At 64.6% G+C, this 13,384-nt stretch carries 11 protein-coding genes; 8 read left to right on the forward strand and 3 right to left on the reverse strand.

Annotation, left to right across the window (positions count from 1 at the left end; genetic code table 11):
* Positions 1 to 282: 282 nt before the first annotated feature.
* Together AC066S_RS21870 and AC066S_RS21875 are read left to right on the forward strand one after the other, a co-directional pair.
* Entirely contained in the window at positions 283 to 798 is a 516-nt protein-coding gene (locus tag AC066S_RS21870) for a hypothetical protein (RefSeq protein ID WP_126255178.1), read from the forward strand.
* A gap of 316 nt (positions 799 to 1,114) precedes the next feature.
* Entirely contained in the window at positions 1,115 to 4,489 is a 3,375-nt protein-coding gene (locus AC066S_RS21875) for an adenylate/guanylate cyclase domain-containing protein (protein WP_478270587.1), read from the forward strand.
* A gap of 3 nt (positions 4,490 to 4,492) precedes the next feature.
* Here the strand turns inward: AC066S_RS21875 and AC066S_RS21880 are convergent, their stop codons facing one another.
* Complete coding sequence (locus AC066S_RS21880) at positions 4,493 to 5,716, reverse strand: polyhydroxyalkanoate depolymerase (protein WP_478270588.1); 1,224 nt, start codon at positions 5,714 to 5,716, stop codon at positions 4,493 to 4,495.
* 158 nt (positions 5,717 to 5,874) lie between these two features.
* Between AC066S_RS21880 and AC066S_RS21885 the strand changes: the two genes are divergently transcribed.
* The gene (locus AC066S_RS21885) at positions 5,875 to 6,531 is read left to right on the forward strand and encodes a glutathione S-transferase family protein (RefSeq protein WP_478270589.1); all 657 of its coding nucleotides are present in this window, start codon (positions 5,875 to 5,877) and stop codon (positions 6,529 to 6,531) included.
* Positions 6,532 to 6,809: 278 nt separating this feature from the next.
* On the opposite strand, the gene AC066S_RS21890 is transcribed toward AC066S_RS21885, so the two are convergent.
* Complete coding sequence (locus tag AC066S_RS21890) at positions 6,810 to 7,034, reverse strand: hypothetical protein (RefSeq protein WP_028138161.1); 225 nt, start codon at positions 7,032 to 7,034, stop codon at positions 6,810 to 6,812.
* A 184-nt stretch (positions 7,035 to 7,218) separates the two neighbouring features.
* Between AC066S_RS21890 and AC066S_RS21895 the strand changes: the two genes are divergently transcribed.
* On the forward strand, positions 7,219 to 7,575 hold the full coding sequence (locus AC066S_RS21895; protein ID WP_135168642.1) for a coiled-coil domain-containing protein: 357 nt from the start codon (positions 7,219 to 7,221) through the stop codon (positions 7,573 to 7,575).
* Positions 7,576 to 7,584: 9 nt separating this feature from the next.
* On the opposite strand, the gene AC066S_RS21900 is transcribed toward AC066S_RS21895, so the two are convergent.
* Positions 7,585 to 8,688, reverse strand: a complete 1,104-nt coding sequence (locus AC066S_RS21900) for a mandelate racemase/muconate lactonizing enzyme family protein (protein ID WP_478270590.1) — start codon at positions 8,686 to 8,688, stop codon at positions 7,585 to 7,587.
* A 178-nt stretch (positions 8,689 to 8,866) separates the two neighbouring features.
* On the opposite strand from AC066S_RS21900, the gene AC066S_RS21905 reads away from it, so the two are divergent.
* The 4 genes from AC066S_RS21905 to AC066S_RS21920 all read left to right on the forward strand — a co-directional run bounded on the left by AC066S_RS21905 (position 8,867) and on the right by AC066S_RS21920 (position 13,358).
* A complete protein-coding gene (locus AC066S_RS21905; RefSeq protein ID WP_126255184.1) occupies positions 8,867 to 9,712 on the forward strand; it encodes an AraC family transcriptional regulator in 846 nt (281 codons plus the stop codon).
* A gap of 136 nt (positions 9,713 to 9,848) precedes the next feature.
* On the forward strand, positions 9,849 to 10,775 hold the full coding sequence (locus AC066S_RS21910) for an SMP-30/gluconolactonase/LRE family protein (protein WP_478270591.1): 927 nt from the start codon (positions 9,849 to 9,851) through the stop codon (positions 10,773 to 10,775).
* Positions 10,776 to 10,895: 120 nt separating this feature from the next.
* Entirely contained in the window at positions 10,896 to 11,489 is a 594-nt protein-coding gene (locus tag AC066S_RS21915) for a GNAT family N-acetyltransferase (protein ID WP_126255186.1), read from the forward strand.
* Positions 11,490 to 11,711: 222 nt separating this feature from the next.
* Positions 11,712 to 13,358, forward strand: a complete 1,647-nt coding sequence (locus AC066S_RS21920; protein WP_478270592.1) for a GMC family oxidoreductase — start codon at positions 11,712 to 11,714, stop codon at positions 13,356 to 13,358.
* The last annotated feature ends 26 nt before the right edge of the window (positions 13,359 to 13,384 follow it).

Below are 13,384 nucleotides of genomic sequence, written 5' to 3' on the forward strand. Positions count from 1 at the left end.
CATGTGAACCGCTTCATACTCCATCACTCTCTTTCTGAACTATCACTTCCGCAAGAAATTGCCCCACCCGGACCTGATTGACGAACACGGGTGATATGCAATGCCTGCGCAGCCGCGTGCTCGCAGCTTTGGGTTGGCTCCTCGTCTCGCTCACGAGCAAGCCAGCCCCATCACTCAGCACAGATTTTTCAGGAATTGGAATCAAGGGCATCGAGAAACGCGTCCTGGCAGCCTCCATTCGGGTCGGCCGGTAGGCTGCCACTTACTCAGAAGGAGCCCCCAATGAAGATAAGCAGCGCATTTTCCAACGCATTTTCCCTCACAAGGCACGTCGGCAGTCTTCGGATCCCTCGTTCCCGTCTGATCAAGTCGGCCCATCTCCTTGAAAGAATTGGACTGGCAGCCGTTGGAGCCTCTTGCGGCCTCTATGTGGGTGCGACCCTGTTGCGTCAGAAAGGCGGACTGTTTGAAAGCGGCTGGATCGTGCTGATAACAATGCTCTACGGAGCTCTCAGTTATTATGTCGGCATCGACTTGGCCGGCAATGTCGCACGGAAGTCGAGATCGAGCATCTCGGAAGAATGGAACGGTTCCGAGCCGGCGGAGATCATGAGTGCAGCCGGAACGTTCGGCGCAGCGATCGCTGCGACTCTGTCCGTCAGCATCCTTGTCCTTGATCAAAATCTGCCCAACGGCCTGATCGCCTTTGTAGCCGGCTGTTGGGTGGTTGGCTCTTCGCTTCAGGTTGCGGCGGGCACGATGGCTCGCAACGACGAAGCGCCCATCAACGAGCAATGAAGGACGTGCGCTCACGGAAAAGGGTCCGCTTGACATCGTACGTCAGCACAAGCCGCAGTGTTGGTTCGGCCTCAGGTCTGGAATGAGCAATGACGACTCATCGCAACCTCTGCTGTCCAACGCTGCGCGCCAGCGATGTTTGGTAGCGCAGCCCGTTCGTATCGAGCAGTATCCCGATCGAAACCGTACCGGTACTGAGTAACCTAGATTTTCGCGCAACAAACAAGACGTGCCATCATTGCGGCGTTGGGATATTCTCCCGCGCGGCCGTGGTCCAGAATTCTGCTAACTGCCAGTCATAAGATCGGTGGGAGCCATGCAGATTGCGGAGTGGCTCGAGAAGCTGGGGCTTGGGCAATACGCGGAGCGTTTTGCCCAGAATGGCATCGACGTGGGCATCCTCCCCGAACTGATGGACGAGGACTTCGACAAGCTCGGGGTCCTGCTCGGTCATCGCCGCAAGATGCTGCGTGCCATTGCCGAGCTCGATCCAGCCGCGTTGATCGCGTCGCCGTCTCCTCCTCACGACGCCGAGCGGCGCCACCTCACCGTTATGTTTTGCGATCTGGTCGGATCCACTGCACTCTCAGCGCGTCTCGATCCCGAGGATCTGTGGGAAGTGATCCGTGCCTACCGCGTCGCATGCGCGCGCGTCATCGCCGCTTATGACGGCAGGATAGCCAGGTTCGTCGGTGACGGAATCCTCGTCTACTTCGGTTATCCGCGCGCCCACGAAGATGATGCGGAGCGCGCAGTGCGAGCGGGCCTCGATATCATCGCTGCGATCTGCCAGCTCAAGACAGGCGCGGGCGAACGGGTTGAACTTCGGATCGCAATTGCGACCGGGCTCGTGGTGGTCGGCGACCTCATCAGCGGAGATGCGTCAGAGGAACACGCGACCATCGGCGATGCGCCAAACCTCGCTGCGCGGCTTCAGAGTCTGGCGGAGCCGGGGGCGGTCGTCGTTGCTTCATCGACACGCCGGCTGCTTGGCGACCTCTTCACCTTCCGCAATCTCGGCCGCCGCGAGGTCAAGGGGATAAGCGAGCCCATCGCGGTCTGGGCGGTGGAAGGAGCGAGCGCATCGGAGAGCCGCTTCGAGGCGGTCCGCGCCGCGCGCTCGATCGGCTTTGTCGGCCGCAAGGACGAGATCGAATTCATTCTCTCGCGCCAGCGGGAGGCATGGCAGGGCTTGGGCCAGATCGTATTGATTTCCGGCGAAGCGGGCATCGGCAAGTCGCGCATCGTGGCAACATTGTCCGAAAGCCCCTCGCTGGGGACACACCGTCGGGTGCGGTATCAGTGTTCGCCTTATCACACCAACAGCGCACTTCATCCCTTTGTCGCGCAGCTCGAGCGCGCCGCCGGAATTTGCTTGCACGACACGCCGGAACAGAAGCTCGGCAAGCTCGAGGCCATGCTGGCGCTGGGAACCCAGCAGGTCGCCCGAGCAACCCCGCTGATCGCGGCTCTGCTTTCGATTCCCATTGGCGACCATTACCCGCCCCTCGGCTTGAGCCCGGCGCAGCAGCGGAGACAGACGTTTGCCGCTCTTCTCGATCAGCTTGAGGGATTGGCGCGAGGCCAGCCTCTGCTGCTCATCTGCGAGGACATGCATTGGGCCGATGCCACGACGCTCGAACTGTTCGATCTCGCGGTCGATCGGATCAGGGCCCTGCCGATACTTGTGCTCATGACATCCCGGCCGGAGTTCGAGCCCTCCTGGTCGGGCCTTGCCAACGTCAGTCTGTTGCGGCTCGACCGGCTCGACCGGCAGGACACGCGCGCGCTGGTGGAGCAGGTGGTCGTCGGCCGCCAGCTGCCACGCGAGATGATGAAGCAGATCATCGACAAGACCGATGGCATCCCGCTGTTCGTCGAGGAATTGACCAAGATGGTGCTGGAGTCCGGCTTGCTCGTCGAGGATGCCGGACGCTACCGGCTGAACAGTCCGCTGCCGCCGCTTGCCATCCCCGCCACGCTGCAGGATTCGCTGATGGCGCGGCTCGACCGGCTCGCTCCGGTCAAGGAGGTGGCACAGATAGGCGCGGCCATCGGCCGCGACTTTTCGTACGCGCTGCTGAAGACCGTGGCAGGACGCGATGATCTGACCCTGAGCGCTGCGCTGGCACAGCTTGAAGAGGCCGAATTGCTCTTGCGCCGTGGGACTCCGCCCGAGGCAAATTATAGTTTCAAGCACGCCCTCGTTCAGGAAGCGGCCTACGAGAGCCTGCTCAAGAGCAAACGGCAGGTGCTTCACACGCGAATTGGCGAGATCCTGCGCGAGAACTTTCCAGCCGTTGCCGAGACCGAGCCGGAAGTCCTGGCGCATCACTTCACTGAGGCGGGGCTGAGCGAGGCCGCCCTCGAATGGTGGCGCAAGGCGGGCCAGCAGGCACTGAAACGCTCGGCCTATTCCGAGGCGATCGCGCATCTCGGCAAGGCCATTGCGATCGCCGATCAGTTGCCTGACGAGCCGCGCCGGATGATGAGCAGGCTGCATCTTCAAATCGCATATGGTCGTGCACTCAGGGGCAGCCTCGGTCATAGTGCTCCCGAAACGGTCGCGGCATGGACGCGTGCGCGCCAGTTCGCAGCCGACATCGATGATCCCGTTGAGCTGGCGCCGGTGCATTCGGGACTCTTCAATGCCTGCCTGACGCAGGGCGAACTCGCTCCGATGCGGGAGCTGGCGGACGCCATCAGGAGCGCCGCTGACCGACGACCGGACTCGCCGGTGGCCGCCGTCGTTGCTCATTGGGCGAGCGGCGTCACCTGCTGGTTCGCCGGCGATTACTTGAATGCGAGAACGCATCTCGAGCGGGCGCTGGCGATCTATGGTGCCGAGCCGGATCCCGCGACCTTCAGGGCTTCGGCGCTGGATCTGCCGTTCGTGATCATGAGATTTCTTGCCCTGGTGCTCTGGCCGCTGGGCAGCACCGCTCGTGCGCGCGAGCTCGCCGCGGAAGCGGTGGGTGCTCCGGCAGAAAAACGAGCGCTGTCCCAGGCCAACGCGCTGGTTCATCGCGCAGTGTTCGACGGGGTATGCGGGGGCATGTTGCAGCAAACAGAGACGATCCTGGCGCTCGGTCTCGCGCGCGACCACACGATGCCGCTATATGTGGCCGCGGGCACCTACCTGAATGGCCTGGCCAAGTGGCGTGCCGGCGACCGAATGGCTGGACTGGCGGACATGCGTCACGGCTGGACCTCGCTGCGCGAGAACGATTGCTATCTCTGCGAACCGTTTTGGGGGATGCATGTCGCTGTCGCGAATGCGGAGCTGGGCGAAATCGAGACCGGGCTGGACATCCTGGACGAATTGATCGCCGGGACAGGCCAGTCCGGCCAGCATTGGCTTGATGCCGAGCTGCATCGTGTCCGCGGTAAACTCTTGTCGCGCCATGATCCTTCGGACGAACCCAGTGCCGAAGACGCCCTCGCGCGAGCGCTGGAAATCGCGCGACACCAGCAGGCCAGGACTTTCGAGCTGCGCAGCGCGCTCGAACTTGCACGGCTGCACAAGACAAATGGCCGAGCGGATGCGATATCCCGGGTGCTCGATCCCGTGCTCACTGAATTCGAGGCGGAGCGAAATCTTCCGGAGTTGGTTGAAGCCAGGGAGCTGCTCACGCAGGCGGATGAGGCACGTGACGCTTCCCCTGGCCGGGCGTCTTGGGGCAGGGGATGACGCTCACGAATTGACGTGCACGAAATCCCGCAAGAGCGGATAGATCTCGTTGTTCCAGCGCCGGCCCGAGAACACGCCGTAATGGCCGACGCCGGCCTGCATGTGGTGGACGCGCCGATAGGCGCGCACGCCGGTGCAGAGGTCTTGCGCGGCGAGCGTCTGGCCGATCGAGCAGATGTCGTCCTTCTCGCCCTCGACCGTCATCAGCCCCATGCGGCTGACCGCCCTGGTGTTCACGGGACGGCCGCGATGCATCAGCCTGCCCAGCGGCAACAGGTGCTCCTGGAACACGTCGCGCACGGTCTCGATGTAGAACTCGGCCGGCAGATCCATCACGGCGAAATATTCGTCGTAGAACGTCTTGATGGTCGCGGCCTTGTCCTTCTCGCCCTTGGCGATGTGGTTGGCGAGATCGAGATGCTGCTTGATGTGGCGCTCCAGATTCATCGAGACGAAGGCGGTGAGCTGCACGAAGCCGGGATAGACCTTGCGCAGGGCGCCGCGGCATTGCACCGGCACGTAGTTGATCAGGTTGCGCTCGAACCATTCGATCGGCTTGCTCTTGGCGAAGTCGTTGACCCGGGTCGGCTGGATCCGCGTGTCGATCGGGCCGGCCATCAGCGTCAGCGTCGCCGGGCGCGAGGGATGGTTGTCCTCGCACATGATCGCGGCGGCCGCGAGCGCCGAGACCGAGGGCTGGCAGATCGCGACCATGTGCGGGCGCGGCCCGAGCTGGCCTAGGAAGTCGATCAGATGCTCGGTGTAGTCGTCGAGCCCGAAGCGGCCTTCGCTGCGCGGAATGTCGCGCGGATTGTGCCAGTCGGTGATGTAGACGTCGTGGTCCTGCAGCAGCGTCTGCACCGTGCCGCGCAAGAGCGTGGCGAAATGGCCGGACATCGGCGCCACCAGCAGCATGCGCGGCTGCTCGGCGACGCCGTCCTTCTTGAAGTGCAGCAGCGAGCCGAACGGCGTCGCGTAGGCGATCTCCTCGGCGACGGCCACTTCGCGATTTCCCACCATCACGCGCTCGATGCCGTAGGCCGGCCGGTGATACGTCAGGGTCGAGCGCGAGATCAGCTCCAGCGCGGCCGAGAGCCGGCCAACGAGCTGATCCGACATGCCCTGCGGCACCAGATTGAGAAACCTGAGCGCGGACGAGGCCCCCGCGCGCCACGGCGCCGTCAGGTCCATATGGTTCTGAAAGGCCTGATAATTCATCGACATCATAACTGAACGCCCACCCGTCCCGCGGTGCCATGCAATAACGACGCCAAACCGGCGGCCGGACCGCCCGCAAAATTGGCACGTCGCTTGCTGTTCACCTCACGGCAGGCACGGGGCACGTCCGCGAGCCGGCGGAGAGGCGGGATCAGGGAAGGGGCCATATGGCAAAGGCGACACTGACCATCAGCAGCAAGAATTATTCGTCCTGGTCGCTGCGCGGCTGGTTGCTGGCGAAATTCTCCGGGCTCGATTTCGAGGAGATCGTCACCGCGCCGGACGATCCGTCGGCGCGCGCGGAGATCCTGTTGCTGTCCTCGTCGATCCTGGTGCCGTGCCTGCGGCACGAGGGCGCCGTGGTCTGGGATACGCTGGCGATCGCCGAATATCTCAACGAGGTGATGCCGTCGGCCGGCCTGTTGCCCGATGACCGCATCCAGCGCGCCCATTGCCGCTCGATCTGCGGCGAAATCCATTCCGGCTTCACCACGCTGCGCGCCTCGCTGCCGGTGAATCTGAAGGGACGTTTTCCCGGCTTCAAGATCTGGTCGCGTGCGCAGGCCGATATCGACCGCGTCTCGTCGATCTGGCGCGACTGCCTGGAGCGGTCGGGCGGCCCCTTCCTGTTCGGCGCGCAGCGCACCATGGCGGATGCGATGTACGCGCCCGTGGTGACGCGCTTCGTCACCTACGACGTCAAGCTGGAGCCGCGGCTGAAGGCCTATGCCGACACCATCATGGCGATGCCCGAGATGCAGGAATGGATCGCAGCGGCGCGGGAGGAGCCCGCCGAGATCGAGGAGCTTGAGGTCGAATATTAGGCAGGCATGCACGGCCTTGCCTGTTTCGGGGGCGGTACCGGACGGGTCGGCCTGAGCCGGCTATACCCTTGTCAGGATTAACCTTTGGCGCTCCCGCGCGGCCGAGGCCGTTCGCCCGCCGCACAGATATTGTACGCACCTGCACAGCTGCATCGACATCTAGCCGTGAACAGCTGCGTACACGGCCAACCGGCTGATTCGGACGCGATTCGTTCGGGCCGCGTTCCGTTCGTTAAAGCGGAGCGCGGCGCCGTTGCATTTTGGAACAGATATAGGTTTCAGGCGGCCCCGCGCTGCTTCACGCGCGGCAGGCGCCAGCCGATGACGGTGGCCTCGACCGCAATGCCGGCTTCGTGGTTCTGCCAGCGTCCCTCGACATAGCGACAGGCGAACGGCAATTGATACGTTCCGCTATGGTCCTCGCACAGCACTTCGAGCGCCAGGCCCGGCGGCGGTTCTCCGGCGCCGTCGAATTCCGCCAGTCGTCTATCGCGCGTTGCCATTCCGAAAATCTCCCCTAAACAAAGCCGCGGAAAGAGCGCCCACTTCTTCCGCGTGCGGATCATCGTTCCCCGTCCGAGGGAACGGCGCAAGCTCAACGCGAGAATGCGGTACGAGTGTGGTAGCCTTTGCCGGCTATGCGCAAAAAGCGCACATTGCCGTGATCGATCGGACGAGGAACTTTTCATGCTGCTTCGAGGTGCCGGCATTTGTTTCGCGATATTGCTGCTCGCAACGCTAGCGCATGCGCCGGTGCACGCGCAGGACGTGCCCGGCATCGAGATCTGCACGGTCGAGAAGACCATGGAGCGGCGCACCTCCTGCCTGCAGAGCAATGTCGACTTCCTGCAGAAGACGATCACCAAGCTCAATCTCGATCATCAGCAGAAGCTGGACGCCGCCAACCGTCAGATCGACGCGCTGAAGACGAACCTCGCCGGCCTGCAGAAGACGCTTCTCGATCTCCAGGCCGCCCAGGCGAAGACGGCCGAGGATCTGAAGAAGAAGCAGGACGTGCCGCCGGCCAAGGACGCCGCGAAATAAGCGTGGCCATCACGTCACGCGATAGCGCTCCATCACGCCGGGGTCGGGCTCGTAGCCGAGCCCGGGTCCCGAGGGCACCGCGACGTGGCCGGTAGCATCGGCATCCGCACGGCCGCCCCAGAGGCAGGCCTCGCGCTTGAGATGAAACATCTCCACGAGCCCGTCGTCGCGTGTCGCCAGCAGATGCAGCGTCGCGAGCAGACCCGGCCCGAAATACGGGGAGTGCGGCACGATCTTGACGCCGCGCCGATCGGCCAGCGCCGCGACCTTCACAAATTCCGTGATGCCGCCGACCTTGGTCACCGAGGGCTGGGCGTGGCTCACCGCGCCCGCCTCCATCATCTGGCGGAATTGATAGTCCGTGCAGGCATTCTCGCCGGCGGCGATGTCGAGCCCGCCTTTGCTGCGGACCTCGGCCAGCGCGGCAAAGTCCTCCGGCGGCCAGACCGGCTCCTCCAGAAACATCGGCCGCGCGTCGCGGCACGTCTGCGCAAACGCGATCGCCTGCGCGGCCGTGAGCGGGCAGTTCATGTCGACCATCAGCGGAATGCCTGGTCCGATCGCCTCGCGTGCGGCGAACACCGCCGGCGCCGTGGTCTCGTGCAGCTTGATCGCACCATAGCCGAGTGCGAGCGCCTTCCGGCATTCGGCGGCGATGTTGTCGGGCGTACCGATCCGCAGCAGGCTCGCGTAAGCCGGAATGGCCGTGCGCCTGGTCTCGCCGAGCAGGCGATGCACCGGCACGCCCTCGATCTTGGCGGCAAGGTCCCACAGCGCGATGTCGAGCCCCGAGATCGCGAACATGGTGATGCCGTAGCGGCCGAACAGATGCAGGTTGCGCTGGATCTGCTCCATGACGGCGGGGATACCGGCGGCATCCGGCACCTTCAGCCCGCGGGCCTGCGGTGCGATCATCTCCTCGACCGCGCTGCGCGTGGTGCGCGGGCAGACATAGGCGAAAGCGTCGCCCCAGCCGGTCAGTCCCGCATCGGTCAAGACCTCGACCAGCACCATGTCGAGGGCGGTGATTGCGGAGGCGCCCTGGCGGAAGCTGGCGACACCGGCGTCATAGGGGATGCGGATATGGTGCGCCCGCACATCGGTGATTTCCATGACGCGGTTCCTCCGTGCTTTCTGGTGAGCGGTTCCCTGGGAAATGTAACCGTGAACCGCCGGGCGTTGCCAGTGGCCATTCCCGGTCTATCCTCATGCCGGGACAGCAATGCCGATCAAGCGGAGCGGCCGACGGCATGCGCATCATGGCCGCGCTTCGAACGAGGGTTGAGCCGCCATGAATCCAGCGCAGCGCGCGCTCTGGTATATCGAGAGTCATCTGGCCGAGCCGATGACGCTGGATGACATCGCCGCGGTCTCGGGCGTGTCGCGGTTCCACATCGTGCGGGCGTTTGCCGCAGCCACGGGTCTTCCGGTGATCCGTTACGTGCGCGCCCGCCGGCTGACGGAGGCCGCGCGCAGCCTCGCGAACGGCGCGCCCGACATCCTGTCGCTGGCGCTGGAGGCGGATTACGGCTCGCACGAAGCATTCACCCGCGCGTTCCGCGACCAGTTCGGTGCCACACCCGAAGCGGTGAGGGCGGCAACGTGCGCCAGCCACCTCAAGCTTCAGGAGCCGATCCTCATGGATTCCACCATGCTCGACCATCTCGCCCCGCCGCGTTTCGAAACCGCAAAAGCCTTCCTCGTCGCCGGTCCAGCCGAGCGCATCTCCTGCGACAACGGCGCCATGATCCCGGGCCTGTGGCGGCGCTTCCATCAGGAGGTCGCCGACATTGCCGCACGTGTCGGCCAAGGGAAAGACCAAGTCGCATACGGCGTCTGCTGCAATGGCGACGATGCCGGCAATTTCGACTACATCGCCGGCGTCGAGGTCGCCGATTTCTCCGACCTGCCGCGACGCTTCGGTCGCATCCGCATTCCCGAGCAGCGTTATGCGGTGTTCACCCATACCGATCACGTCGCCTCCATCCGACGCACCGTCAACACGATCTGGAATCAGTGGCTGCCGGCATCGGGTCTTGAGGCCGCGGACGCGCCGAACTTCGAGCGCTACGGCGAGGCCTTCGATCCCATAACCGGCAATGGCGGCTTCGAGATCTGGCTCCCGGTGAGGGAGTAGATCTTCCGCAACGCTGGCATACCGTCCCGCTTGCTTGGCAAGCCGCGGCGACTTTGCCATAACCGCAGGCAAAGCTTGCGTGTGGAGCCGTGCCGGACATCCCGTGCAAGTCATAACAAGCCGGGAGGGTCTCACAATGCCTGACGTCCGCGTTCTCGCCACCGACCTCGAATTTCCCGAAGGGCCGGTCGTGATGCCGGACGGCTCGGTGGTGCTGGTGGAAATCCGCGGCCAGCGCCTGACCCGCGTCCATCCCGACGGCCGCAAGGAGATCGTCGCGAAGATTCCCGGCGGCCCGAACGGCGCCGCGCTCGGCCCCGACGGCAAGATCTACATCTGCAACAATGGCGGCTTCTCCTGGATCCCGACCCGCAACATGATCATGCCGGGCCCGCAGCCGGACGATTATCTCGGCGGCTCGATCCAGCGCGTCGATCTGCAATCCGGCAAGGTCGAGACCGTGGTGACCAGATGCGGCGCGCACGATCTGCGCGGGCCGAATGATCTGGTGTTCGACAAGCAGGGCGGCCTGTGGTTCTCCGATCTCGGCAAGCGCCGCGCGCGCGAGATGGACGTCGGCGGCATGTATTATCTCAAGCCCGGCATGACCGAGCTCGTCGAGATCGTGCACGGCATCCTGCCGGCGAACGGCATCGGTCTGTCGCCGGATGAGAATACCGTCTACATCGCGGAGACGCCGACCGGCCGGCTCTGGGCCTACGAGCTCTCCGCGCCCGGCACGCTGAAGCCGCGCGATCCGATCTATCGCGGCGAGCGGGGCAAGCCGATCTGCGGCCTCGGCGGCTACCAGATGTTCGACTCGCTCGCGGTGGAGGCTGGCGGCAATGTCTGCGTCGCCACGCTCGTTTCCGGCTGCATTTCGGTGATCGCGCCCGACGGCACGCTGGTGGAGCAGGTCCCGACCGGCGACCGCGTCACCACCAACATCGCCTTCGGCGGCCCCGAGCTGAAGACCGCCTACATCACGCTGTCAGGCAAGGGCGAGTTGGTCGCCATGGACTGGCCGCGCGGCGGATTGCCGTTGAATTTTTTGAATAAGTGACGATGGCGTAGTACGCCATCGTCATCCCGGGGCGGCTCGAAGAGCCGAACCCGGGATCTCGAGATTCCGGGTTCGGTCCTGCGGACCGCCCCGGAATGACAACCATGAGGACCTATACAAATGCCCTGGCCCGATCCCGTCACCCTGCGCGGACAGCACGCCCGTCTCGAGCCGCTGTCGCATGATCATCGCGCGGGGCTGGTCGAGGCCGTCAAGGACGGCGAGCTTTCGAAGCTCTGGTACACCGCGATCCCGCTGCCGGAGAACATGGGCAAGGAGATCGACCGCCGCCTGGGGCTCCAGTCCGCGGGCTCGATGCTGCCCTTCACCGTGTTCGATGCCGCCGGCAACATCGTCGGCATGACAACGTACATGAACATCGATGCCGCCAACCGCCGCGTCGAGATCGGCTCGACCTGGTATGGCAAGAGCGCACAGCGCGGCCCGCTCAACACGCAGTGCAAGCTGCTCTTGCTCCGGCACGCCTTCGAGGCGCTGAGCTGCATCGCGGTCGAGTTCCGTACGCATTTCTTCAACCATCAGAGCCGCCGCGCCATCGAGCGTCTCGGCGCCAAGCAGGACGGCATTTTGCGCAGTCACCAGATCGCGCCGAACGGGACGCTGCGCGATACCGTGGTCTACAGCATCACCGCCGCCGAATGGCCGACGGTGCAGGCGCATCTGGAATTTCAACTCAACGACAAGCCGCGCTAGTCATGAGCGTGATTGGTTCGGTGCATCCGCGGTCGCACTGCGCTCCCTCTCCCGCTTGCGGGGGAGGGTTGGGGAGGGGGTGCCTCCGCGGTGGGACTCTCCGCGTGGAGAGAGCCCCCACCCGGCGCTACGCGCCGACCTCCCCCGCAAGCGGGCGAGGTTGGAGCGAGCTCGTGGCCGGCACCATCCATTCGGCAATCATCGCGCGCTAAGGACGCCACCATGGATAGATTTGATTATGTGATCATCGGCGCGGGCTCCGCCGGTTGCGTGCTCACCAGCCGGCTCAGCGAAGACCCGAACGTCAGCGTCTGCGTGCTCGAGGCCGGGCCTTCCGACTGGCATCCCTACATCCATCTGCCGGCGGGGTTCATCAAGACTTTCCACATGAAGAGCATCAACTGGGCCTACCAGCAGGAGCCGGGGCCCTGGACCGGCGGGCGCAGCATCTATGCGCCGCGCGGCAAGACGCTCGGCGGCTCGTCCTCGATCAACGGCCACATCTACAATCGCGGCCAGCGCATGGATTTCGACACCTGGGCGCAGATGGGCAATCGCGGCTGGGGCTATGCCGACGTGCTGCCTTACTTCCGCCGGCTGGAGAAGCGCGTCGGCGAAGGCGAGGACACCTATCGTGGCCGCGAGGGTAGCCTCACCGTCACCACCATGGACTGGCGCGATCCGCTCTGCGAAGCCTTCATGGAAGGCGCGGTCTCGCTCGGCATTCCCCGCAACCCCGATTACAACGGCAAGACCCAGGAAGGCGTCTCCTACTGCCAGCGCACCATCGAGAGGGGCCTGCGCGTCTCCGGCTCGACCGCGTTCCTGAAGCCGGCGATGAAGCGGCCGAACGTGCATGTGCGCACCCATGCGCACGCAACCGAGATCATCTTCGAAGGCAAGCGCGCCGTCGGCGTGCGCTACATGAAGGGCGGCCGCGGCGGCACACCGGTGGAGGTGCGCGCCAACAAGGAGGTGATCCTGTCCGGCGGCACCTATAATTCGCCGCAGCTCCTGCAGCTCTCCGGCATCGGCTCGCCCGATCTGCTGCAGCAGCACGGCATCGCCGTGCGTCACGCGCTTCCCGTCGGCGAAGGCCTTCAGGATCACTACGCGCCGCGCACGGTGGCGCGCGTAAAAGACATCAAGACCATCAACGAGCTTCGCCGCGGCTTCTCGCTGTGGATCGAGGCGCTGAAATGGGCCACCGCGCGCCGCGGCCTGCTCTCGCTGTCGCCGACCATGGTCTATTGCTTCTGGCACTCCGGCGAGAGCGCGGAGAGCTCCGATCTCCAGCTCACCTTCACGCCGGCGTCCTACAAGGAAGGCGTGCAGGGCCAGCTCGAGGACGAGCCCGGCATGACCGTGGCGTCCTGGCAGCAGCGTCCGGAGAGCCGCGGCTATGTCCGCATCCGCTCGAACGATCCGTTCGCGCCGCCGATCATCCAGACCAACTATCTCGACGCCGAGCTCGACCGCCGCGTCATCGTCGGCGGCATGAAGCTGGCACGGCGCCTGCTGAAATCCGCGCCGCTCTCCCCCTATTACGCCTACGAGGATTTCCCCGGCCCCAACGTCAACACCGACGACGAATTCCTGCACGCCGCCACCGAGCGCGGCACCACCACCTTCCACCCCGGCTGCACCTGCCGCATGGGCCCGGCGGACTCGACCTGGGCGGTGGTCGACGACCAGCTCCGCGTCCATGGTCTCGAGGGCCTGCGCGTCATTGATGCCTCTGTGATGCCGCGCATGATCTCGGCGAACTTAAACGCATCGACCATGATGATCGCCGACCGCGCCTCGGATCTGATCCGCGGCAAGGCACCGATGGAAGCCGCAAGGATTCCGGACACGGCGGTGGCGTGACATCTCGTAGGATGGGTAGAGCGCAG

It is taken from the genome of Bradyrhizobium sp. CFUWI, assembly GCF_056429085.1.

Excerpts from the sequence above, each read along its gene's own strand:
- AC066S_RS21910 (WP_478270591.1), top strand. The coding sequence starts at position 9,849 with ATGCCTGACGTCCGCGTTCTCGCCACCGACCTCGAATTTCCCGAAGGG.
- AC066S_RS21905 (WP_126255184.1), top strand. The coding sequence starts at position 8,867 with ATGAATCCAGCGCAGCGCGCGCTCTGGTATATCGAGAGTCATCTGGCC.
- AC066S_RS21875 (WP_478270587.1), top strand. The coding sequence starts at position 1,115 with ATGCAGATTGCGGAGTGGCTCGAGAAGCTGGGGCTTGGGCAATACGCG.
- AC066S_RS21920 (WP_478270592.1), top strand. The coding sequence starts at position 11,712 with ATGGATAGATTTGATTATGTGATCATCGGCGCGGGCTCCGCCGGTTGC.
- AC066S_RS21880 (WP_478270588.1), bottom strand. The coding sequence starts at position 5,716 with ATGATGTCGATGAATTATCAGGCCTTTCAGAACCATATGGACCTGACG.
- AC066S_RS21900 (WP_478270590.1), bottom strand. The coding sequence starts at position 8,688 with ATGGAAATCACCGATGTGCGGGCGCACCATATCCGCATCCCCTATGAC.
- AC066S_RS21885 (WP_478270589.1), top strand. The coding sequence starts at position 5,875 with ATGGCAAAGGCGACACTGACCATCAGCAGCAAGAATTATTCGTCCTGG.
- AC066S_RS21895 (WP_135168642.1), top strand. The coding sequence starts at position 7,219 with ATGCTGCTTCGAGGTGCCGGCATTTGTTTCGCGATATTGCTGCTCGCA.
- AC066S_RS21915 (WP_126255186.1), top strand. The coding sequence starts at position 10,896 with ATGCCCTGGCCCGATCCCGTCACCCTGCGCGGACAGCACGCCCGTCTC.
- AC066S_RS21870 (WP_126255178.1), top strand. The coding sequence starts at position 283 with ATGAAGATAAGCAGCGCATTTTCCAACGCATTTTCCCTCACAAGGCAC.
- AC066S_RS21890 (WP_028138161.1), bottom strand. The coding sequence starts at position 7,034 with ATGGCAACGCGCGATAGACGACTGGCGGAATTCGACGGCGCCGGAGAA.